This window comes from Brevibacillus halotolerans, assembly GCF_026891775.1.
In the GTDB taxonomy this organism is placed as follows: Bacteria; Bacillota; Bacilli; order Brevibacillales; family Brevibacillaceae; genus Brevibacillus_B; species Brevibacillus_B halotolerans.
This window is the reverse complement of record NZ_JAPTNK010000022.1, coordinates 46090-69805: the sequence shown is the minus strand read 5'-3', so window position 1 is coordinate 69805 and position 23716 is coordinate 46090. Positions and strand designations below refer to the sequence as shown.

Here is a 23716-nt window from a genome sequence, read left to right as displayed (position 1 = left end):
TTGGTATAACCGAACCCGAATACATGGTAGTCTAGGCTACAAAACACCTCAAGAAGTAGAAGACTTGCAAAGAAAAGCATCCTAGTACTTAACTTAATTGTGTCCAAGATATTGACTCAAATCCACTCTATTAATGAAGAGGCTACACTTTGTTGGTTAATCTTGCAACTAAATACACAGAGCTTATTTAACACAAGTAAAAACGCCCGAATTTTGGCCATTCGGACGTTAAGTTTACCTCATATGAATTATCAGGAACCATCTATAGAGACTTCATTTTATTCTATAGCTCTTGCCAACCACCAACATAAGTACCATCACCACGAACTAGTAATTCTCCTTTAAGGCTTATATTTTGCAAATTAATTATGTCTCTAATTCCCCAACTTAATTTAGCATTAACTATCGCTCTTACGTTTTTACCCTCTGGGTCATTATAATAGTTTTCGTGATCCAGATGCCAAGCATTCAAAATATTACTCGTTTTCCACTTTGTATAAGGATTTTTTTCGTACCATGTGACTTTTTCCTTTTTGATTTTTACTTTTTGATAAAGTGTATAAGTCCACAACTCAACCCCAATTGCGCTTTCTAATGTATAGGTCGTGTAACCGGTAACTCTTTCTTCCTTCTCCTCTTTTGCTTGTGTACTTATTCCTCTATTCGAGCTTGGTTCAGTAGTCATATGGGTAGTCACTCTGATTTTACTTCCATCCTCAAATTCATGAACTTTTATAGCTTTTTCTCCATCAATCTTTCCTGATGTTTTCAGTCCCCCTTCTGCAAGAGCTTTTTTAATCTCTTCAGCTCTTAATGCCTGTACTACTGTTCCATCTCTGTTTAGAGCACCAGTTTCCATTAAAAAGAATAATTCTTTTGTATTTTGAGGAATAGTTTGTTTTGTTTCGCTTTCTGTTGCAAAAGTCGGTTGAACTAAACCAGTAACTAACACAGCAGACATTGCAATAGAACTAATCAACGATTTTTTCATTAAAATACACTCCTTATTTTTTATTGTTTATTTGGAACAAAGTGGTAAAATATTTTTGAGGTGATGTTAACGTGAAAGCATTTTTTTTAAAACCGAGCGTTTTAGTTTTTTTAATAATTCTAATTACAGGAATTATTAATATCGCTCCAACAGATTTTTGGATGGCTTTTTTCAAATTACTTATTTTTTCAACTGTAATTGCCCTAGTTATTGAATGGATAAGCTCATTCTTTAAAAAAAGGTAAGATTCTTGAAACCTTCACTTCTGTACATCTATAATGTCATCCTCGATAAATGAGACACCCCATATTAACATGTTGTAAACCTCCTAGAGGTCTTTAGTGAATAGCTGAACCACGGCTATATAATTATTACCCCAACAGGGTTTCGTATAAGTTTTCCGTACAGCTTACTCTTAACGACCAACTAGTGTCTAATCTTCTCAAACATTACAATGTACTCATCTAATTGCTGACTCATTTGAAGTACGGCAGGGTGTATAAATGAGCCTTTTCTGTAATACAACATCTCTAATTCTTTACGGAGGAGTTCAATAAGCTTCTGTAAATCATTTCCGAGTTGAGAATTTTCTGTTTTCATATTCTGTAAGTGAGTGGTAAAATGAACTTGAGTAATATTTTTTGTTGCTCAAGATAGGGGCGTTCCGATGGTGTCCAAACTAACGGGAACGCTCCTTTTAGTTAACAATTCATATAATCCGATGGCGCTACCTCCTTTCTTCCTCCTATGTATTATTTTACCATTAGTTGCAGGGACTACCTTTATTTTTTTCTCGAAGAAACGCCTTTACATCTTCCTAAAAAATAGAACTCCCCATAAAAAAAGACGCTATTTTAAGCGCCTGAAAGTTTCAAATAATTAATGACCGGGGTCTCCTGTATATACTTTGATATGTCCTGAAACTATTTGATTCTCGGTTTGCCTTTCTATTGAAAATAAAAACGTCAATGACAATGAGGCTAAAATTATGGATGTTGCTACTACTATCTTTTTCATTACACTACCACCTTTTTATCATTAGACTTCTTGTTGATGACATTATAAACCTCAACCAACTTCCCTAAAAGGTCTAAATCAATTGGTTTCTGATATAAATAATGTATTGATAAAATTTCGCCTATAGTATGATGGATATCTTCATTGGAGTTAATTTGCTCATAAGAAACCATACTCCTTAAATAAGAGGATATTGCATCATTATATTTTCCTATTTCGACTTGCCAAGCGCCTTTTAGTTTAAAAAATCTTCCTATTTCTCGATGTTTGTGAGGTGTTTTCACACCCAAGCAAATTGACTTTTCTTCTGTATCTAATAATGTCTGTATTGATTCTAACTCTCCCAATTTAAAAAATGATTCCATCAAGTCATTTAAGATATGAACACGAGTATCATCTGTAGCCTCTAATAAACACTCTTGAAGAATTGGAATTGATTTTCCATACTCACCTTTTCCAAAATATATGTTAGCTCTTATGAATTTAGAACGCTCCTCAATGAATGTATAATCTAAATTTTCCGATATTTCTAAATTCTTCTCTGCGGACTGAAAATCTCCAGTATGAATAAAAGAGTTGATCATTGCATAAATTACTCTTTGCTTAAGCATACTTGTCCCTAAATCTAAATTGTATCCTGTTCGACCAAGTTCAATGCATCTGTCATATTTTTTTATGTTATGAGCATGTAACGACATTCTAAAATAGAATATTATCTTTTCTTCTTGGGAAAGAAAATCAACATAGTGCAGAACTTCTTCTCCTACTATAAACGATTCTTCCAAACGTTTTAAATCTTCTCTCTCAATTAAGTATTTTTGATATAACCCTTTGGCTATGTAATAGGGCAGTCCATGCACTCTGGCGTACGCAACAATAGTGGTATAAAGAGTTACCTTTGCATCGTTGTTCGTACTAGTGTTTGCAAGTGTATACAAAAAGTCTAACGATGAGCATGTTTCTTTCCTAATGTTTTCTAGGAATTTGATTGCTACTTTATTAATCAAAGAAGGATTGGAAATTTCAATAGCCTCTGATAAAAAATCATCATATAATCCATAACGGCGTTCTACCTGGATGCTATATTCAATTATGTCTTCATAAGGAATTTTTAAAATATCTGCGATAGGTTTCAAAGTCCTCAACTCTGGACTTTTTGTTTCACCACTTTCTATTTTAGAAATAACCCCTTTACTGATCCCAGTTATTCTCGACACTTCTGACAAACTGATGCCTATTTCCACTCTTTTTCTCTTTATCAGTTCCCCCAATGTTGTGAAAGTTAGACTTACACTCATGTTAATCCCCTTCCATAATTTATATATAAACCTACTAATTCCTTTATTAATCTTAACTTGATTCTAACTTTATTGTATATTTTTGTAAATAACAACAAAAAATAATAGATTGATTTACTTTTTTTATGAAAGGGATATTGAAAGTCGAGGATTATTAATATCTCTAATAAAATATATCTTTCAACAATGGGTATCAAAAAAGAGGAGTACGGGCTACGTTATGATGACATCTGTCAACGTATTGTAAATTCAACATCTAGGGTGGATTTTTGGAAGTTTTTATGCCTATATTCCAATATGCACATGCTGAATGGATGTAAAGTATACTCCTTCCAAAAGCTACTAATACAACAACTTTCTTATACTGACCAACAGATAAGTAAAGTAGAAGCTAACATTCAAAAATATATCATACTCTTTGAGAGCGGCAAGATTTCTTCTTATATCGTTAAAGAGAAGCTTGCGGTATGAAAAGGAACTTGCAACCCTCAAAGAAACAAAGGAAACCGTCATATATGAATTATCCAAACCTATGATAAAAGAAGTTTCGGTAGATCGGATACAAAACATTTTTATTAATTTCTCACAGGTACTTTTTAACGTATCACCTGAGAAACAAAAAGATTTACTGCACTCGATTATCAATCGTATTACAATAAAATTTTCTAACAACATTAAAGAGCGTTGTATCGAGAACATTGAGTTGTTCTTCGATACAACGCTCCCCATAAACTTTGTGCCTATTTGTGATACGGCTCCCCCCGACTAATCCGAAACGCCCGATAAATCTGCTCCACCAGCACCAATCGCATCAATTGATGGGGAAATGTCATCTTAGAAAACGACAGCTTCGCATCCGCTCGCTTCAACACCTCATCTGCCAGCCCCAGCGATCCGCCAATTACAAACGCCACCTGACTACGTCCGTGCAGCGCTAGCTTATCCATTTCGCTAGATAGCTTCTCAGACGACCACATCTGCCCCTCGATAGCCAACGCGATCACGTAATGGTCCTGCTTGATATGTGCTAATATCCGCTCGCCTTCCTTGCGCTTGACCTGCTCCATTTCCGTAGCACTTAGCTCTTCCGGGGCTTTCTCATCGTTTACCTCGACGACATTTAGCTTGCAATAGGCCGACAAGCGCTTGACATACTCGGCGATGCCTTCCTTTAAGTACTTCTCCTTTAGCTTCCCGACCGTAATAATTGTAATCTGCACTTCTCCTACATTCCCTTCACATGCAATAGCACGATTTTGCCTGGTTGATTACATTCCATGCAGGTGGCTGGGATTTCTCCTAATTCTACTTCATCTATGGAAAACGTATCTGGTGCCACATCGTGATAATTCACATAATCGTCCAGCTCCGTTTCAATATGCTCCATACAGCTCACACGGATTGGATGCTCCTCATGAAGTGGTGTTTCTTTTCCTTGAATCACGATTGTTTTAGCCATGATGTAATATACCCCCGCTTTATAGTAAGTCGTCTCTCATACTCGACTAAGAGATCGACTTTAGATTCATACTCAAATTGCTTGATTTTCTCACTCTCCTAGTCTACCCCAGATAAGTAATGAATCAAAGGTGAATGGGCATAAAAAAGACAGCTCTTTCATAAGCCGTACCCAAAACAAGATAAAATTTGACTCTTTTTTATCTATTATTTTCAATTAAAAAAACGGCTAGCCAAACACCTATTTACTGCCTTACTGACAGCTAGACAAAAAAAGAGCCGGTTTTCCCCATGTTAAGGATATAACCAGCTTTCTGTCTAGCTCAAAATCTTCACCGTCTTTTATATCTATGATCATTCTAATTATTGTTCTTCCTCTTCATCTAAAGCCTCGGGATAGTATCTTTTAATAATGTCATTGGTGGTTTCTTTGCTTGTTGCGTGTATAAATCTTGAGTAAACCTCTACCCCGGTTGCTATCTCTGAATCGTTAAGCTCAAATGCATGGAGTGTACATACAAATTGATCCTTAACTTGTTCACCATAGTAATTTAGATATTCATGTTCAGCCTTTTTTGCATATTCTTCTGCCAATTTGCAAGCCTGTTCGGTATCTGTAGCTTTCACTATTATGATGCTTTCCTCCAAAAGTTTATTGTCCTTGCTTACATAATAGTCAGCATTTATTTTATCTGGAAGTGGGGCACCTGAATGGATAGATTCAAATAGAATCTTTACTGAATACCATTTCATTCTACATTCATTCGATAAAGCATTTTCCATACAAATCTCTCCTCTCATCAACTACAACTTTTAGGTATGTTAATGAAAAGCTACCCCTGAAGTGGGTTTAAGTAAACCTATTATTACTTTTCAAATCAGTCACCTGTTAATAGATGTACCCGTTTTTTTAGCTTGGAATCAGATCATCATTTCATTTGTCTTGCATTAATGTTAGAATATTAATGTAATTATCTCACTTTTAAAGGTAAGGAGGAAATACCCGATGAAAAAGAGATCGATTAAATTTTTATCTTTTGGTATTGGGTATTCTACCGCTGTTTTTTTCTAGAATTGATTAATGACGGGATAAGTCTGTCTAAAATCAAGAAAGATGAAAAAACAGTGAAAATATATAACATACCCATAAGTTATATGTTTTCTATTTAAAAGGAGACTTTTACAATGAATAATCATGTGATCAAAAGATATAATCCAGAAAATATAGCGAGACCTGTCGGGAACTATAGTCATGTAACAAAAATAAGCAGAAATGCTGAAATGTATGTATTTTCTGGGCAAATTGGTATAGATCAGAACAATAATATACCCACAGATTTTAATCAACAAGTGACAAATACAATGAATAATATCGTTGAAATCCTTTCTTCTCAAAAATTGACTCCCGATCACGTCATTAAGGTTAATATTTGGGCCACAGAAGAAATTGATTGGGAGCATTTCGATGAGATTTGGAATCAAGTATTCGGTACCACACCTCCTTCAATGACGATTGCATACATTAAAGGATTAGGGTTACCGGAATTAAAAATTGAATTAGATGTTTGGGCAGCAGGTTGATTTTAGTAACTCTAAAACAGGCTGTCTCCAAAACCATTAAGGTAAGATCATGATATAAAAAGATAAAAAAAGACCATCCTTATTCAGTGAAAATCTGAAAATGAAGGATGGTCTTTGCTTTGTACTTTATCCATCACCGATGCTTGTATTGGAATGAGCGAGAAATTACCCGATAAGGCTTTTCACATGCCTAACATTTGTACTGGCAAGGAAAATCAACAGGTTTTCTCATTCTCAGCTTTTCCTTTTCACTAGCTTGATGACGAAGGAGACCGCCAGCAACACTTGATTTGCTGGCGGTCCCCCTCATTACCCTATTATTTACGGAAATTGCGGTTGTAGCTGTTCTTGATTCTGCTGTGGTTTTTCCCCGAGTGTTACTTTAACCTCTTTCTTAAATCCATCTCGATACAGAGTGATCGATACGGTTTCACCTGCTTTTTTATTCAGGGTGAAGTATTTCAATAGCTGTGCACTGCTATTAATTGGAGTATCGTCTAACTGGGTGATGACATCGTATTGTTTCAAGCCACCCTTAGATGCTGGAGAGAAGCTTCCTACGTCCATAGCAACTACACCTGTTTTCACTTCGTTTGGTAGATTCAATACTTCCTTCCACGCATATTTTGGTACGTCTGTTAGGTCGCGCGGTGTTACGCCAAGGTAGGCACGTTTTAGATAGCCATCCTGCATGAGGCGTGGAATGATGTTTTTCACATCGTTAATAGGGATCGCAAATCCAAGACCTTCTACGCCCTCACGAGAGATTTTCAAGGTATTAATCCCGATTACCTGGCCATAGATGTTGACCAGAGCACCACCGCTGTTTCCTGGATTAATGGCTGCGTCTGTTTGGATAACGTCCAGCTCCCAGTCTACAACGCCGTCATCATTTACGTCTGTCGGCATGGAGCGGCTTTTCGAACTGATAATTCCTTGTGTAACGGTACGAGAAAAATCTAGACCTAACGGGTTACCGATCGCAATGGTTGGTTCCCCTACTTTTAACGTGCTAGAATCACCTAGCTCGGCAACTTTTGTTACCTTCGATCCATCTATTTCTAACACGGCCAAATCGTTGTATGCGTCAGCTCCAAGGACTTTAGCGGTCACTTTGTCTCCACTTGCTAGACTGACTTCAATGCTTTGTGCCCCTTGTACAACGTGATTGTTCGTGATGATATGCGCTTTTCCATCTTTCTTTTCGAAAATGACACCAGAGCCTACACCGGCCGCGACGTTACCTGTTTGTCTGGTCCAGAGGTTAGCTACCCGTTTGATGTTGGTAATTCCGACCACAGCATCCTCTGTTTTTTCCACTGCGCTGGTGATCGCTGTTTCCACATTCACGCTTACAGGCTGGTTGGTTTTCGTTGAGATCGTCGATGCTGTCACGGCTGCTTGATTAGCATCTGCTCCATTTTTTAAAGGTAGATTCAGATAACCTGTTTTGGAGATGGCTGGCGTAAGCATAAGTACGACCAAACCCCCAATGACGGCTGATGTGACAGAGGTCACGATATATTTGCCCATGCCGGAACGGCTGGCTTTTTTCTTTGGCTCCGTTTCATAAAAATCATTATCGTAATAACCCATAACAATTACTCCTTTCGTTCTAGCAGGAATAAAAGATATTTTTGTAATAAAGAGCTTGCATATTCTTGCTGTAGTAACAGTATACGCAGGCATTGAGGCAAATTAACGTTAGAAATATGGAAAGGTTGTGGAATGAATCTCGTCCATTCGCATAAGATGAGGAGGAAGCGTCAAGAATGGGGTTATGCATACATGTTCAAGGCTTTCCTACCCGCACTAAACTAATAAAAAGAAAGGACGTGCTTCACATGAAACAGCCCTTTTCTCCCTTAGACCAGCTAGACATTTTGGCCAAGCTCAGCGATCTGCGAAATGTAGATTACCATAATACGTTAGTGCTTCATGCCATTATTGAGTTATTGACCGAAAAAGGACTTCTTAATCATGAAGAGGTAACTGCTAAAGTCCAGCAATTAGACAGTCACATGAATACACAGGTCATGGAAAAATCCTGTCCAAAAGGATTGCAGACCATGCAAAAAAGCCACGACCATACAGCCGTTAATTTTCAAGCCGCCCCAAAAGCTCCTAACGGAAGCTATGTGCCGACCAAGCCACAATAAATCAAGGAAGGCTATCAAGGTTTCTACAGCACTTCCAACCTCGTCGGACGATGCGGATAGGTTTCCCGCAAGTGCACATCATTTCCGACATGCAGGCCCTTTTCCTCCAAGATATTTTTCACCGTAAGCTTTGCCAGATCCATCATATTGTTTTCTTTGCTTAAATGAGCCAGGAATACACGCTCTGCTCGCCCGCCAAGAATATCTGTCAAAGCTTCGCCGGCCATTTCATTGGAAAGATGGCCAACATCGCTTAAAATCCTGCGCTTAATACTCCAAGGATATTGCGACATGCGTAGCATATCCACATCGTGATTTGCTTCAAAAATGTAGGCATCTGCTCCACGAATAACTTCCTTGATTCGGTCACTTACATAGCCGAGGTCGGTCGCGATACTCAGCTTTTTATTATCCGCATGCATACAAAAGCCCATTGGCTCAACAGCATCGTGGGAGATTCCAAATGATTCAACCGTGATATCACCGAATTCCATCGTTTGGCCCACCTCAAAGAGTTGCTTCTGTCCCTCAGGGATCGTTCCTATCAGCTTGTCCAGCTCACCCCAGGTTTTTTGTGTAGTATAAATCGGGATGCCATAGCGCCTTGCCATGACACCCACACCTTTGATATGGTCGGAATGCTCGTGTGTTACTAGAATGGCCTGCAAATCACTTGGCTTTACGCCAACCTCTTCTAAACACGCCTCCGCTTGTTTCCCCGTAAGACCGACGTCGATCAATAAAGAAGTACGCTCTGTTCCTACATAGATCGAATTCCCTGTACTTCCACTGGCTAACACACTAAATTGCAACAGATATCCCTCATTCCTCTATTCGACCATTCCCTTTTTATCTAGTGGTCGCTCCATCGTCCCAGTAAATCCATTCATATATTCAACCTTATTGCCATGCTGAAAACGCCACACAGGCGCTAACACCTGTATCTCAGCGTCATATTTAAACCCATAATAGCCGAGTGAGATGCTATCAATGCTTTCTCCGCTCTTAATCACTTCTTTTTCAATTAGAGAGCGCAGGGCTGTGTAAGCCGTAATGATTTTCCGACCTGAGCCCTGATTTTTCACCAGTAAATAAGTCTGCTTATACCCTCTGATAAATCCATCAGCAATGTGTAGCTCTAGTGGTGCGACGAACATCGGCAGTCCATCATGCGTCTGCCAATAAATTGGTGCAGATAAACTCCAGTTAACATCCTCTTTATACTGATCTGCGAATTTAATCGTGTTGTATAGTTGATGTAAGACATCCTTTGGACTTTTAAAATCTCGTATGGGGATTGGCTTTTCAAGGCGTGATTCTAGCACGGTATTGTCTACCACTACCTGCTGGTCTGCCATCTCCTCCTGTTCAAAGGTAGCCGAGGTCACATACTCCACATACAGATAGTTTAATAGAGGTGTTTCCTGTGGGATATCCATCTTGATCGTGATATTTTGCTTTGATAGATAGTTTTCAATCTCCCATTGCGTGCTTTGCGCAGATTCTGACTCTACGCCATGCTGCAATTTTGATAGGTACACCTGATAGCCAAGAAACAAATTAAGCGTCAGGAAGGCAAGAATCAGAATGGTTTTCGTCCTACTCCAGTCCACTCACTTTCCCTCCTTTTGGCACGGCACTGCGAACATCAATGATTTTATTATACACGCCTTCCAACTGCACCACCCAGGCTGGGATTAATTGCATGTAGCCCTTTTGTTCTACCAATTGATAGGCCAAATAGATGTTACTGATTTTTTCCGTATCAATTTTATTCTCTTGTAAATAGGTGATCAGATCAGCACCAGAAGCAACATTCACTTCCTTATAGCCAAAGAACGTATCCAAATCAATCAACGATCTTCTCATTGATTGAACCTGTCCTTTATCCATATTAAGTTGGATATTATCAATTAATTTAGAGTCCTGGCTGATGATCGGGAAAGCGCCTAGATATTGACGGAAAACGATTTGGGAGCTGCCCTCTGTACGTTGCTCCATTGACCGTAAGCGAAATTCATCAATCCATCCCATGTGCTGATTTATAAAAGAAACGCTCTCCTGAAGCTGTTCATAGGCAGTCATTTGCGTATCGCCAGCTTGCCAAACAGGTGTAGTGAGAGTCATTAAATGCTGCCCATTACGCACCTGAACAGATCGAGTACCATCTGTATAAATATTCGTGCCATCTCGCTCTACAATCTGTCTGACCAAGCCCGGATCAAGAAAATAGCTCTCCAGTAGTTGCTTGCGTGAGATTGGCAGATAGTTGTAATTATACATGCTCATGACACTCTGCTTTTTTGGTAGATAATAAACGCTCCAGAAGGATTGCTTATTTTGTACAATATACGGTGATCTTTGCGGGTCCTTATACGTTTTTAGAATCTGCTCCGGTAAATTCTTACCAAACAACAGATAAGAATTGCGTAAATCTTTCGGGCTTACGGCTGTCTTGGCTCGAAAACTCTGGTGATCCTTCGTTGACAAAAATAGAGCATACACCGTATCATCTGCTTCCTCATAATACAGCCAGACTCTGTCTATTCCTGTTAAGCGCTGATCAACATCACGCAATGTCAGTACCTGCTCCATAACGGAAATGGGGATGAGCGAGTTATATTGCAGCTCTAATCCCAGCTTTTTACGAGTCAAGCTATCCCACTTGTCTTCCGTCATAGGGTAATAGCTAAATTCATTAAAGTACCAATTCTGCACCTGTCCCATCAGGATTCGATACACATCATCACTGGAGTTTGCTTTGGTATGACGATCTTCGCCATAATGAAAAAGAATGGCATCGGGAACCACAAAATCCTTAGCTTGCTTAGATGCCCCCTGTTTGTCGGCAGGGACGAATGTGGCAGGTGATATAAATTCTAGCTGAGGCTGATTGTTGAGAAGAAGGGAAGTCAAAATCAGACTGAGCAGTACCAATACCACAAGCACGACAGACTTTATATTCTCCATCCGCTCTCTGCTCAAGCTTCCTCTCCTCCTTTAGCTAACGGAATCCAGAATGTGACGATGGTCCCTTCATTCCACTCACTTGAGATTTGTATCTCTCCACCATGAGCTTCTACCAAGTCCTTCGCGATGGCTAGTCCTAGACCTGTGCCTCCCTGACTGCGAGACCTTGCTTTATCTACGCGATAAAAACGTTCAAAAATAAACCGTAAATCCCGCTTAGGAATCCCGATTCCTGTATCTTTTACAGAAATATATGCGCGTTGTTGTTCATTATCGGCACGTGCCTCTACCGTTACTTCCCCGCCCTCTGGTGTATATTTGATCGCGTTAGACAACAGATTATCCAGAACCTGAGTAATTGCATCATCGTCCATATAGACATCATCCAGACCTTCTGAATGGAATAGCTTGAGCTTGATCCCATTTTGTTCACACTGCATCGCAAAACGCTGGGTTGCGTATTGTAAAAGCTCTGTCATGCTTATTTGTTTTCGATTTAATTGAACCCCCTGCGCATCAAATCGTGTAAGCTGCAATAAGTCATTGACCAGTCGAATCATCCGATCCGTCTCATTCATCGTGACACGTAAGAATTGATTCGATAGCTCTGGCACTTCTACTGCTCCATCCATGAGTGCTTCTGTGTAGCTTTTAATGGTAGTCAGCGGAGTACGTAGTTCGTGTGAGACATTAGCCACAAAATTACGGCGTTGTTGCTCTGTACGTTCCTGCTCTGTAACATCCTGCAACACGGCAATAATTCCACCCTTTTTGCCACTATCCTGCTGGAGTGGGGTAATTAAGACTCGTAGCATAATCACTTCACGATTGGATACCATCATCTCTAGGAGCAGAGGCTCCACCTCCTGAAACAAAGGCATCTCTTCCTCAGGCGGCAGGCGCAGTACATCATAGATACTGCGTTTTTGATCTAACACATCCGCTTCCTTTACCTCAAGCATTTCTTCTGCTGATCGATTCATTAAAATGATCGTGCCATCCCGATCAGTCGCCATAACACCATCGCTCATATTTGCTAAGATTTGCGATAGTTTTTCCCGCTCCTCCTCCTCTAGTAAAACCGCCTCTTTTAAACGAGCTGTCATATAGTTAAAGGTACTGCCAAGTTGACCAATCTCATCATCGCTGTAAATGCGCACCGATCGGTTAAAGTCACCGTTCGCTACCGCCTTGGCCTGCCGAGTCATTTCTTTGACTGGCTTGGTGATGGTTTGGGCTAATAAATATCCCAACACTGCCGTTACTACTAAAGCGATAAACGTTCCTGTAGCAAAAATATTAGTGGTTTGACGAATGGTCGTATACAGGCTCTCAATCGAGGCAACCATGTACACAGCTCCGTATACCACATTCCCCTTTTTGATGGGGACGGCTAGCACTTTTACTCGCCCCTCCGTAACAGGATCAATACGCATTGATTCATTGCGCGTTCCAAGAAGCGCGATCGTAATTTCCTTCTGGGCAGTACGTTGCCCGATAATCGCCGGATTATCTTCAGAGGTACTAATCACCGTTCCATTCGCATCGACTACCTGTACATGCGCCTCCTTAAAGGACATGTTGCGAATCAGATTATCTATATCGGTTTTGACATCCTGTCCGTTATGGTCATCAGGACTGCGTGTCTGACTAAAATATTTCTCTAATAGAGTAGACAATAAGGTAGCCTGTCCGTTTAAGCCTTCTGAAAAGTTGTTGGTATAGTACTTTTCTATTTCACGAGTAAAATAGGCCCCAATGACCTGCATGGCCATTAGTAGTAACAGCATATAGATGACGACTACCTTCCACTGAACTGTTTTGAACAGCTTCAGCTTACCCATGAAGTGATCCCCCCGTAGAAGTCTGTTTCATGGTGTAGCCTAGTCCACGTCGTGTAATGATATAAGTAGGCTGACTTGGGTCATCCTCAATCTTTTCTCTAAGGCGTCTAATGGTGACATCGACTGTTCGCACATCACCGAAATAATCATAGCCCCATACCGCCTGTAGCAAATGCTCTCGTACCATAACCTGTCCTTGATGCTTTGCCAAATAAACAAGCAATTCAAATTCCCGATGGGTTAATTCGAGAGTCTCACCTTGTTTTTTTACGGTATAAGAATGCAAGTCTATCTCTAAATCCCCAATACGGAAAAAATGCTTGTTCTGTTCCCCTTGCTTTGGTTTTTGCCTGCGTAAATGGGCTTTGACACGGGCTAATAGCTCACGTGTACCAAATGGTTTCGTCACATAATCATCGGCTCCTAATTCTAAGCCTAATACCTTATCCAATTCCGAATCCTTAGCCGTAAGCATGATGATCGGCATCTCGTATTCCTGACGGACAATCCGACACACATCCATCCCATCTCGGCCAGGCAACATAATATCTAATAAAATCAAATCAGGCTTTTCTTGATGTACCAACCGAAGAGCTTCCTCACCATCGTATGCGCACACCACTTGATAGCCTTCTTTTTCTAAAGCGAATTTTAATATATCAGCAATTGGTTTTTCATCATCCACTACGAGGAGTTTCGCCAATGGATTCACTCCTTTCGACTACTCAATCTATTCGTGTACTCTATCCATTCCACTTTAACGAATAATTCCCTTTCAAGCAATCTACAGAGCCTCACATAACTAGTAGAGAAAAAGAAAACAGACCACCCTGACATCTCTGTCAGAATTGGTCTGTTGAATTGTCTATAGTTAGCGTAACACAGAAAGCGGGTTTAACAAACGCCCGTTTTTGTGCACTTCAAAATGAAGATGGACACCTGTAGAGTCACCTGTAGATCCCATAATACCAATGGCTCCACCTTTGCTGACAACTTGTCCAACTTTTACCTTTGCACTGCGCAAATGTCCATAAAGGGTTTGCGTGCCATTCCCATGATTAATCGTTACGGAAATACCATAGTCTCCATTCCAGCCAGCTTGGACAACGCGACCGTTATCTGCTGCTTTCACGGTACCTGATCCCGCAATATCAATACCTTTATGCATACGTCCCCAGCGAGTTCCAAACCCACTGCTAATATAGCCCCTAGCTGGCCAAGCAATACGACCGGTACCACGGTCCGCTATGACCTTCGTACCTTTTTCAATAATTTTTGAAACGGGTTGTTGAATCATATCTTCATCGATCATCTTTGTTGCTACAAGCTGACCATTTTCTTTTACATATTCGTACTGAACACGTTTTAAACCATTCTTACCCTCGCGAACTACTTTCGTTTCACCTTTAGGCATTTTGGCATTCGATTTTGTTTCAATTTGATAAAAAATATTTTCGTCCTTAGTCGCGTTTTCCACCACTTGAACCGTCACATAAGGGCGAATCTCGGTAACATTTAATTTTTGATCCAATTGAAGCAACGTATTCTCAGTAACACCAGGATTGTTTTTAAATATCTCTTTTTGGGTAATTCCATATTTTTTAGCAATTCCGCTAACTGTATCACCAGGCTTAACAGAATGTATTGTTTCTTGTGCCGTACCTTTAACTAATACTTCCTCTAGCTTGTTAGCCGGTATAATCTTATCAGCCGGTACAGTTTCTGTATCTAGAGAAATCTTTTCCTTGAACGAAACTGACTTAATCTGTTTGTCAGTCGATAGGGAAGCCGCCATAACTTCTGGTTTCTTCGTTTTATTTGTCGGAACGCCACTGTATCGTTCCTTGATATCAGCTAAAACTTTATCCGCTTGTTCTTGATTAGCCGCATACCCCACAAGTTTGTCCCCAACCATTACCTTGATGGCTTCAACCTGAAGATTTGCTTCCTTTTCAAGTGTTTGAAGTGTTTCTTGATTGTTTACCTGCCCTTTAAACACCTTTTCTTCTGCAAAGGTGATATTATCACTTAGCGTAAGCGGGGCATGATGTTTCTGTTCCTGTTCCTTTAAGCGCTCTTCCGTCCATTGCCTCACTACTTCAGGGTTGTCCACCACACCCATCTCTTTACCATTTAGCATGACATGATAAAGGGGAGTCATATTAGAAGTGTAGTAATAATTCGCATAGGTTACGCTAGTAGCACCCATTACAAGTGTCACAGCTACAGTAACAGATTGTTTCTTATGGCTAAGGATATATGCCCAAGCACGGTCTGCAATTCGTCTGGAACTTTGATTACATGTATCAAGCAATGGCTTGACACGCTGAACCAACCAGTCTTTCCATTCGGCCGGTCGCATCATTAATACCTCCTATAAGCCTTTCCAACATCAACATTACTCGCGCAAAAGTTGAAAAAACAAAATGTTCCAGCACATTGTGTCTGGAGTTAAATTATACCTGTCAAATTTCCTAATTAAGCCAACTTATTAAACTGTATCACATCACAGCAATCGACATCAAGTGTAAAATCCGGTCGAATAAATAGTAATGTGTCGAGTAATAATAAAGTCACAAGATTGTAAAAGAATAACAAGGTACTATTTACCTGTATATGAACGATGATTTTCGTAGGAAATAATACCCATGACATGTAAAAGCAAGGGCAGTCGTCACTGATCAAAAAATAAGTCAGTTCGTACATACTTCTCAACGACTGGAGGCAATTTCTATGAAAGAAATTAGTATTTTAGCAGGATTTTCATCCCTTCAGAGCGCTCAACAGGCAGCAAACGAATTACAGCAGCTAGGATGCTCCACAGTTAAGATTGATGAGGTAAGTAGCTATCCGGGAAAAGGTGTAGACCGCATAATGAATCCCATTACTGGGGAAATACCCAATTTAGGAAGTATGACGTTAAGCGGAGACTTTCCTTCTGGTCGTGATGCTAGTGTGCTAGCAGCTTCTGACCCTTCTGCTAGCGGGATGGCTGATCGAGGTGCTGAGGCTGCTATGCCAAACCTGCTGCTAACCTGCCTAGTGGATGATGCCATCAGTAGTAAGGCCAATCAGATTATCCAATCTCATGGCGGGCTGATTTAACCTATCTGGACCTCTTAGGAATAAGGAAAAGAGACTGTTTTGAAACGTCTACATGTAGTCATATAGACGTAGAAAACAGTCCTTTTTCCTGTTACCCCTGTTTTTTGTGGAGCAGTCAAATCAAACGTATTACATGACTTATCGTTTTTTTTTAATCAATAACCCCTGCCATTCTAATGTACATAATCGTGCATAATTTAGTTAATAGCTACCATTGAGGTGATGTCACGTATGGATAGTCTGCGAATTTCTTTCTTTTTGTTTGTATCATTCTCTCTTTTGCCAAGTACGAAGCAAACATATCCCTTACTTACATGAGTCATCGTCCCGCTGATGATTACACCATTAAACATTTTAACTTCCACATCTTTTCCAACCAGTGTCATTGCTTTTTGATCGAATCCCATTATCAAGCACCCCGTTTTCATTTGGTATACGATAAGATATGCCCAGATGGTGGGTACTGGTGACTGTCCCAAACAATTTTTTTACGAAGAGGTAGAAAAATCATTATTTCCGTTCATAAAAAAGCGGTTCCTATGCTAGTGATAAGCATAAGAACCGCTTTTTTTTCATTTGGCAAGAGCCTATACGTAAATGCCTCTTACTACATTTGTCTGTTCACGGTCAGGCCCAACGGAGAAGATAGACATAGGTACTCCTGTTAGCTGTGTGATACGCTCGATATAGTGACGAGCAGTAGCAGGCAAATCATTTAAATCACGTATGCCCGTGATATCTTCACTCCAACCCTCAAGCTCTTCATATACTGGCTCACATTCAGCCAGTACCTTTAAGCTTGCCGGGAATTCGTTTAGAATCTCACCTTTGTACTTATAAGCCGTACAAATTCGAAGTTTGTCGATGCCAGATAGTGTATCTAGCTTCGTAATTGCTAAACCAGTGATACCACTCACGCGACGGGCATGACGAACCACCACAGTATCAAACCAGCCGATACGGCGAGGTCTTCCTGTTGTTGTACCGAATTCAAAGCCTACCTCACGGATGTGATCTCCTGTTGCATCGTGTAATTCTGTAGGGAATGGACCGTCTCCTACACGTGTTGTATATGCTTTCGCCACGCCAATTACTTGATGAATTTTGGATGGTCCTACACCAGAACCGATAGTCACCCCACCAGCGATCGGGTTAGATGATGTTACATATGGATAAGTACCTTGGTCAATATCTAACAGTACCCCTTGAGCACCTTCAAATAGCACACGGTTTCCATTATCAATAACGTCATTTAATACGACAGATGTATCAGTTACGTATGGACGAATGATTTCAGCATACTTCAGATACTCTTCATAGATATCTTCTAGTTTAAAACCTTCTTCGTTATAAAGCTTCTCAAGAACGCGGTTTTTCTCAACTAGGTTCCGAGCTAACTTTTCCTTAAACTCTTCTTTGTCCATCAAATCAGCGATACGAATACCAATACGCGCTGCTTTATCCATGTAAGCAGGACCGATACCTTTACGAGTAGTACCGATTTTGTTTTGGCCTCTGCTCTCTTCTTCTACTCCATCCAGCTTAATATGGTATGGCAGAATAACATGAGCACGATCGCTAATTTTTAAATTATTCGTAGTGAATCCATGACCATGCAGATATTCTAGCTCTGCTACCAATGCCTTAGGATCAATAACCATGCCGTTTCCAATTACGCAGATTTTATCCTTATAAAAGATCCCGGATGGAATCAAATGGAGCTTATATTTATTCCCATCAAAAATAATTGTATGACCAGCATTGTTACCACCCTGGTAACGTGCTACTACCTCTGCTGTTTCTGCTAAGTAATCTGTAATTTTTCCTTTTCCTTCATCGCCCCATTGGGTTCCTACAACCACGACTGTTGACAATGAACACACCTCCTGATTAATAATCAGAAAAACAAACTCATTTTACTAAAGCAACGAACAGATGTCAACCAAATCACGAACATTTTATAATCCTTATTACTATATGTTCGTAAATACATATTCATTTTATGCCAATAAGATGCAGGCTTCCCTGTCCTTTTACCTATTTTTCTTAGTATATGTCAAAAAAAGAAAAACAGGCGAAAATAAGCTCTTGCTGTACCTAGTAAAAATAAGAAATGCATTATTTTCTGCCCGTCATAACACAAAAAAAGCCATCTTCTTGAAATGGAAGATGGCTCGTTTTTGTTAGCCTACATCCCGATAACGATGATCTAAGCTGACGAATTTATTAAATTCCTTTAAGAAAACAAGCTCAACGGTCCCGGTAGGACCATTACGTTGCTTGGCAATGATAATCTCAATAATATTTTTGGCCTCAGTTTCCTTATCGTAGTAATCATCACGATATAGGAAAGCAACAATATCAGCATCCTGCTCAATGGAACCTGATTCACGGATATCTGACATCATTGGACGTTTATCTTGTCGCTGCTCAACAGAACGGCTTAACTGTGACAAAGCAATGATAGGTACATTTAACTCACGGGCTATCCCTTTTAACGTACGTGAGATCTCAGATACCTCCTGCTGTCGGTTGTCACCTTTTCCTCGTCCCTGAATTAACTGTAAGTAGTCAATTAGAATGAGACCTAATCCTTTTTCAGTTTGAAGACGTCGACATTTTGCACGAATATCCTGTACGGTTATACCTGGTGTATCATCAATATAGACGGGGGCCTTCGCTAAAGTACCAATTGCCATCGTTAGCTTTTGCCAATCATCCTCTTCCAACCCACCAGAGCGCATACGGGAAGCATCTAGATTCCCTTCCGCACAAATCATACGTTGTACAAGCTGAGACGCTGACATCTCAAGAGAAAAGATAGCTACTGTTTCATTCGCCCTCGCGGCAACGTTCTGCGCTACGTTCAAAGCAAACGCTGTTTTACCTACAGAAGGACGAGCAGCTAAAATAATCAGATCAGATCGTTGAAAACCTGCCGTCATTTTATCTAAATCAGGATAACCAGATGGAATACCTGTTATATCGCCTTTTCTTTGGCTTAAAAATTCAATACGCTCATAGGTTTCCATCAAAGCATCACGAATAGGAATAAACCCTCCGCTATTGCGGTTTTGTGCGATCTCTAGGATATATTTTTCCGCATCCGCAATGATTTCGCCTACTTCATCCTCACGTGAGTAGCCATCATTAGCAATTTTAGTTGCTGTACGAATTAATCGACGAAGCAATGATTTCTCTTCTACGATCTTGGCATAATACTCAATATTCGCCGCTGTAGGAACAGAGCTAGCGAGGGATGTTAAATAGACAACACCACCCGTTTCTTCCAAGACCTTTTGATCCTGTAAATCTGCCGTAACGGTTACAAGGTCAACAGGCTCTCCTCTTTCATAAAGAGCAAGCATGGTATTGAAGATACGCTGGTGAGAAGTTTTATAGAAGTCTTCTGGGCGAAGGAGTTCCATCGCAGTAATAAGCGCTTCTTTGGATAAGAAAATCGCACCCAACACCGATTCTTCCGCCTCTATATTTTGCGGCGGCACTCGGTCCAAATATAAATCGCTCACTTCACACCCCTCAACTTCTGTTCAAATTTTACTCTTCTACAACATGTACTTTTAAAATTGCTACAACATCATGATGGAGCTTTGTTTTTACTTGTGTAACACCTAAAGAACGAATAGGCTCCATATCTAATTTTCGTTTATCTACTTTTACGTTAAATTGCTCTTCCAACGCTTCTACTACCTGCTTGCTGGAAATCGCACCAAAAAGACGTCCGCCCTCACCGGCTTTCCCTTTTATTTTAACGGTCATTTCATTCATTTTCTCAGCCAATTGTTGGGCTTCTAATTTTTCTTGCTCTTTTCTTTTATCTTCACTCTTTTTTTGTGCCTCTAAATTCTTAACGTTTCCCTCTGTTGCTTCTTTTACTAAGCCTCTAGGAAGTAAGAAATTGCGTACGTAGCCCTCAGACAATTCCTTGATTTCACCTTTTTTTCCTTGTCCTTTTACATCCTTCAAAAAGATTACTTTCATTTGAAACGTCCTCCTTTACAATTCTGTGTCTATAACATCTTTTAACAATCGTACAGCGTCAGGTATGGCAATATCTTTCATCTGAGTAGCGGCTCCATTTAAATGACCGCCTCCACCCATTTTTTCCATGATGGACTGTACATTTATATCGCCTAAGGAACGGGCACTTATTAAAACTACTTCATCAGCTCGCATAGCAATGACAAACGAAGCCTGAACTCCCTCAAGTGTTAATAGAGCCTCTGCTGCTTGTGCTACCTGTACCTGAGTGTAGGTTTCCTTAGGATCACCCACAGCGATTGCCATCTTGTCACGATACACCTCTGTATTCATAACTACGCGTGCGCGTTTGACAAACTGTTGGATATCCTCTTTCAAGAAACGCTGCACCATTGCAGTATCGGCACCATTCCTCCGCAAGAAGGAGGCTGCCTCAAAGGTACGTGAACCTGTACGGAATGCAAAGCTTTTGGTATCAACTACAATCCCGGCTAATAGCCCTGTAGCAGTCACGCTATCTAGGCTAACACGATCAGTCTGGTACTGTAGAAGCTCCGTAACTAGCTCTGCTGTAGAGGAAGCGTATGGCTCCAAATATAACAGAACTGGATCATTAATAAATTCCTCAGAACGGCGATGGTGATCAATAACCACAATGCGGCTGGTTTCTTGCAACAGACGGGATTCAACCACAAGTGACGGACGATGTGTATCTACAATCACTAATAAAGTTCTTGAAGATACAATCTGTAGGGCTTGATCTGGTGAAATGAATGCTTCCGCTAGCGGGGATTGATTCACTTCCTTCATAAGTCGTTCAATCGCTGGATTTACCTCGTCCAACACAATAAAGCCTGGTTTGTTGTGTATTTGTACGGTTTTTATCACACCAAGACAAGCACCGATAGAATCCATATCGGCATTCTTATGTCCCATGACAATAACTTGCTCAGCTTCGTGGATTAAATCACGTAGCGCATGAGCAATAACTCGCGCACGAACACGCGTCCGTTTTTCAACGGCATTCGACTTGCCACCATAGAAGGTTAATTTATTTCCAATCTTCACCGCTGCTTGGTCACCACCGCGTCCAAGAGCAATATCTAGACTGGACTGAGCATTTTTGCCCACTTCCACTAGGCTTGGCATTGCTGCACCTACCCCAATGGATAACGTAATAGGAATCTTGTTGTCAGCCGTCATTTCTCGCACGACATCCAAGATATCAAAACGTGTTTCTTCTAACCGATCCAAGGTAGCCCGATCCATAACCGCTAAAAACTTATCAGAACTCATGCGACGAAGTAAAATCCCATGCTTCTGTGCCCATTCGAGTATCACACCAGATACACTAGTCGTAAGTAATGTACGGCTTTGGTCATCCATTACCTGACTCAGTTCATCAAGGTTATCGAGATGAATGATACCCACAATGGTTTTTTCTTGCTGATACCGAATAGCTAGCTCTTTATATTCGGTTACATCGGTAAAATACAGCAAACGTTCCTCGGGGCGAATTAAAACCTCATAAATCCGCTCGCCAAAGGTGAAATCAAGCTTTTTCTGTTCTGCTTTCCATTCAAGGGCAGGAAATAGTTCAGCTAGTTCTTTTCCGATCAAATTCTCCATATTGGTCATTTGTTGCATATAAGGATTCGTCCACTCAACCTCTCGATCCTCATTAAACAGCAGTATCCCAATCGGCATTTCCTGCAATACGCCTTCACTTGCCTTCTTAACTCGATGATTAATAGTGGCAATATACATTTTTAAGTCTTGCTGAAATCTCTTTTCAATTTGAAGCGTGGCTAATATGAGACCGATAATGCACACTATCCCTATCGCGCCATATATCCAGTGATATAACGTTAAGATGGCGACAAGCACTAAGCTAAAACTTAAAGCTAAAACCATATGTAAGCCATACCAACGTTTAAACAGGAACTTGGGCATTTACTCAGCTCCTCTTCACTTTCTACTCTCAAGTCTAGTACGTAATCGTATGCCCAAATCAAGCAATCCCACGAATCCTAATACGGTAGTCAACAATAATACTACCCCGCCTATATTAAGTATAGTAGCTAGGATGAGAAAAATAAATACTCCAGCAAAGACATATGGAAAACGCCATTTGCTCTTATATTTATCAACAACGAACGCAACAAACCCTACTCCCTGAATAAAAAACAGGAATTGCAGTGCATAAAACAAGTTAAATAACAAAGAACCAGTCGTTGTTTGACCCATTGTATTCCTATTGAAGAGCATAAACAGCAACGTAACCACATAAAAAAACAGAAGTGATCTCGGTAATTGCCATTGTCGTATAGGTGGCAAAGCTGGAATTTGAATGGACAGTCTTTTACTGATCAGCCGTGCCAACCAATGAATGAACGTGGTAGATACAAAGCTACCAAACATAATGATAAACGGCAACAGCATGGTCAACATCTCAAATATGTCAATTAAAAATTTTTTCCATGCCTCTACGGTAAACTCTGGAGGCCTTAACTCCAAAAGCTGCGGATTATTTAAAACTAATTCTTTTCCTTGATGGAATTGCTGAACAATATCAATGCCCATCAGCTTCGATGATACATACACTAAAAATACATAAGACAGCGCTTTAACAATAGAACCTGCAAAAATACTTGGAAATGCCCGATTGGTATTCCTATACGCAAAGCCCATCACCCAGCCCAGCAATACGGCAGATATCGCAAAAATAACACCAGCAATCGAGCTAATGATCAGCCCAAGTACAGCATATGCTATTGCTATGATAATCATTTGTTTGCCAGTACGTCTCATGGCTAAAATAATGAACGGAATAGGCAACAAGAAAGAGAATACGCCAGATAGAGGAGTTGCAAGGCTTACAAAGAGAAACACGCCTGCAATTCCCAGTAACAAAGCACTTTCTGCTAGTTGTTTTGTTCGATTAGGCAAACAGGAGCGACTCCCCTCTTATAAATATGGAAAAAGAGGGGCCACGCTCTGTGCCCCCCTTTGACTTTATTGATTCTATTCAGCCGTATATGGCAGCAACGCTACTTGACGAGCGCGTTTAATAGCGATTGTCAATCTACGTTGATATTTAGCAGAAGTACCAGTTACACGACGAGGTAAGATTTTACCACGCTCACTGATGAACTTCTTAAGAAGATCAATATCTTTATAATCGATCTTTTTAATCTTATTAACAGTAAAGTAGCAAACTTTACGGCGTTTATTAGGACGTCCTTTACGTGCCATGAGAGTCCCTCCTTTTCAAGTTATGATAGTTTACAT

General features: G+C 40.3%; 23 protein-coding genes. 3 read left to right on the top strand and 20 right to left on the bottom strand.

All coding sequences use genetic code 11. The features are described from left to right. Nucleotides 1-283 precede the first annotated feature (283 nt). The 6 genes from O0550_RS21250 to O0550_RS21225 form a co-directional block, all read right to left on the bottom strand. Nucleotides 284-991 carry a hypothetical protein gene (locus O0550_RS21250; RefSeq protein WP_258427202.1) on the bottom strand — a complete coding sequence of 236 codons (708 nt, stop codon included), beginning with the start codon at nt 989-991 and terminating at the stop codon, nt 284-286. A 426-nt stretch (nt 992-1417) separates the two neighbouring features. Next, entirely contained in the window at nt 1418-1591 is a 174-nt protein-coding gene (locus tag O0550_RS21245) for an aspartyl-phosphate phosphatase Spo0E family protein (RefSeq protein WP_258427201.1), read from the bottom strand. Between the two features lie 416 nt (nt 1592-2007). Then, nucleotides 2008-3306: a helix-turn-helix domain-containing protein gene (locus O0550_RS21240; RefSeq protein WP_258427200.1), complete on the bottom strand. Its 1299-nt coding sequence runs from the start codon at nt 3304-3306 to the stop codon at nt 2008-2010. A 740-nt stretch (nt 3307-4046) separates the two neighbouring features. Beyond that, on the bottom strand, nt 4047-4526 hold the full coding sequence (gene rlmH / locus O0550_RS21235) for a 23S rRNA (pseudouridine(1915)-N(3))-methyltransferase RlmH (RefSeq protein WP_003344580.1): 480 nt from the start codon (nt 4524-4526) through the stop codon (nt 4047-4049). Nucleotides 4527-4531: 5 nt separating this feature from the next. Next, on the bottom strand, nt 4532-4765 hold the full coding sequence (locus O0550_RS21230; RefSeq protein WP_031412648.1) for a CxxH/CxxC protein: 234 nt from the start codon (nt 4763-4765) through the stop codon (nt 4532-4534). Between the two features lie 362 nt (nt 4766-5127). Beyond that, nucleotides 5128-5547 (bottom strand): DUF4288 domain-containing protein, encoded by a 420-nt coding sequence (locus O0550_RS21225; protein WP_258427199.1) that lies wholly within the window; start codon nt 5545-5547, stop codon nt 5128-5130. 402 nt (nt 5548-5949) lie between these two features. Here O0550_RS21225 and O0550_RS21220 point away from each other — a divergent pair, with 402 nt between their 5' ends. Continuing rightward, a complete protein-coding gene (locus O0550_RS21220) occupies nt 5950-6345 on the top strand; it encodes a RidA family protein (protein WP_258427198.1) in 396 nt (131 codons plus the stop codon). A 321-nt stretch (nt 6346-6666) separates the two neighbouring features. On the opposite strand, the gene O0550_RS21215 is transcribed toward O0550_RS21220, so the two are convergent. Continuing rightward, complete coding sequence (locus tag O0550_RS21215) at nt 6667-7941, bottom strand: S1C family serine protease (protein WP_003334025.1); 1275 nt, start codon at nt 7939-7941, stop codon at nt 6667-6669. 176 nt (nt 7942-8117) lie between these two features. Here O0550_RS21215 and O0550_RS21210 point away from each other — a divergent pair, with 176 nt between their 5' ends. Next, on the top strand, nt 8118-8504 hold the full coding sequence (locus O0550_RS21210) for a hypothetical protein (protein WP_233882593.1): 387 nt from the start codon (nt 8118-8120) through the stop codon (nt 8502-8504). 23 nt (nt 8505-8527) lie between these two features. Here the strand turns inward: O0550_RS21210 and O0550_RS21205 are convergent, their stop codons facing one another. The 6 genes from O0550_RS21205 to O0550_RS21180 form a co-directional block, all read right to left on the bottom strand. Next, the gene (locus tag O0550_RS21205) at nt 8528-9316 is read right to left on the bottom strand and encodes an MBL fold metallo-hydrolase (RefSeq protein ID WP_003334023.1); all 789 of its coding nucleotides are present in this window, start codon (nt 9314-9316) and stop codon (nt 8528-8530) included. Nucleotides 9317-9334: 18 nt separating this feature from the next. Beyond that, nucleotides 9335-10117 carry a two-component system regulatory protein YycI gene (locus tag O0550_RS21200; RefSeq protein ID WP_022586024.1) on the bottom strand — a complete coding sequence of 261 codons (783 nt, stop codon included), beginning with the start codon at nt 10115-10117 and terminating at the stop codon, nt 9335-9337. Next, nucleotides 10104-11489: a YycH family regulatory protein gene (locus O0550_RS21195; RefSeq protein WP_003344595.1), complete on the bottom strand. Its 1386-nt coding sequence runs from the start codon at nt 11487-11489 to the stop codon at nt 10104-10106. Before O0550_RS21195 ends, O0550_RS21200 begins: the two co-directional genes overlap by 14 nt. Then, nucleotides 11486-13318 (bottom strand): cell wall metabolism sensor histidine kinase WalK, encoded by a 1833-nt coding sequence (gene walK, locus O0550_RS21190; RefSeq protein ID WP_003344596.1) that lies wholly within the window; start codon nt 13316-13318, stop codon nt 11486-11488. Before walK ends, O0550_RS21195 begins: the two co-directional genes overlap by 4 nt. After that, on the bottom strand, nt 13311-14021 hold the full coding sequence (gene yycF, locus O0550_RS21185; protein WP_163246030.1) for a response regulator YycF: 711 nt from the start codon (nt 14019-14021) through the stop codon (nt 13311-13313). The genes walK and yycF overlap by 8 nt, the downstream gene beginning before the upstream one ends. 168 nt (nt 14022-14189) lie before the next feature. Then, a complete protein-coding gene (locus tag O0550_RS21180) occupies nt 14190-15683 on the bottom strand; it encodes a peptidoglycan DD-metalloendopeptidase family protein (protein ID WP_003344600.1) in 1494 nt (497 codons plus the stop codon). A 368-nt stretch (nt 15684-16051) separates the two neighbouring features. On the opposite strand from O0550_RS21180, the gene O0550_RS21175 reads away from it, so the two are divergent. After that, the gene (locus tag O0550_RS21175; protein WP_181749573.1) at nt 16052-16423 is read left to right on the top strand and encodes a hypothetical protein; all 372 of its coding nucleotides are present in this window, start codon (nt 16052-16054) and stop codon (nt 16421-16423) included. A gap of 197 nt (nt 16424-16620) precedes the next feature. Here O0550_RS21175 and O0550_RS21170 read toward each other — a convergent pair whose 3' ends face one another. From O0550_RS21170 to rpsR, 7 genes are all read right to left on the bottom strand, one after another. After that, the gene (locus tag O0550_RS21170) at nt 16621-16830 is read right to left on the bottom strand and encodes a hypothetical protein (RefSeq protein ID WP_003334016.1); all 210 of its coding nucleotides are present in this window, start codon (nt 16828-16830) and stop codon (nt 16621-16623) included. A 180-nt stretch (nt 16831-17010) separates the two neighbouring features. Then, nucleotides 17011-18297, bottom strand: a complete 1287-nt coding sequence (locus O0550_RS21165; RefSeq protein ID WP_003334015.1) for an adenylosuccinate synthase — start codon at nt 18295-18297, stop codon at nt 17011-17013. Nucleotides 18298-18606: 309 nt separating this feature from the next. Further along, a complete protein-coding gene (dnaB, locus tag O0550_RS21160; RefSeq protein WP_003334014.1) occupies nt 18607-19953 on the bottom strand; it encodes a replicative DNA helicase in 1347 nt (448 codons plus the stop codon). Nucleotides 19954-19981: 28 nt separating this feature from the next. Beyond that, complete coding sequence (gene rplI, locus O0550_RS21155; RefSeq protein ID WP_003334013.1) at nt 19982-20425, bottom strand: 50S ribosomal protein L9; 444 nt, start codon at nt 20423-20425, stop codon at nt 19982-19984. A gap of 15 nt (nt 20426-20440) precedes the next feature. Then, nucleotides 20441-22378: a DHH family phosphoesterase gene (locus tag O0550_RS21150; protein ID WP_258427197.1), complete on the bottom strand. Its 1938-nt coding sequence runs from the start codon at nt 22376-22378 to the stop codon at nt 20441-20443. A 15-nt stretch (nt 22379-22393) separates the two neighbouring features. Beyond that, nucleotides 22394-23374 carry a DUF2232 domain-containing protein gene (locus O0550_RS21145; RefSeq protein WP_003344607.1) on the bottom strand — a complete coding sequence of 327 codons (981 nt, stop codon included), beginning with the start codon at nt 23372-23374 and terminating at the stop codon, nt 22394-22396. Nucleotides 23375-23449: 75 nt separating this feature from the next. Then, on the bottom strand, nt 23450-23680 hold the full coding sequence (gene rpsR / locus O0550_RS21140) for a 30S ribosomal protein S18 (RefSeq protein ID WP_003334009.1): 231 nt from the start codon (nt 23678-23680) through the stop codon (nt 23450-23452). Nucleotides 23681-23716: the final 36 nt, after the last annotated feature.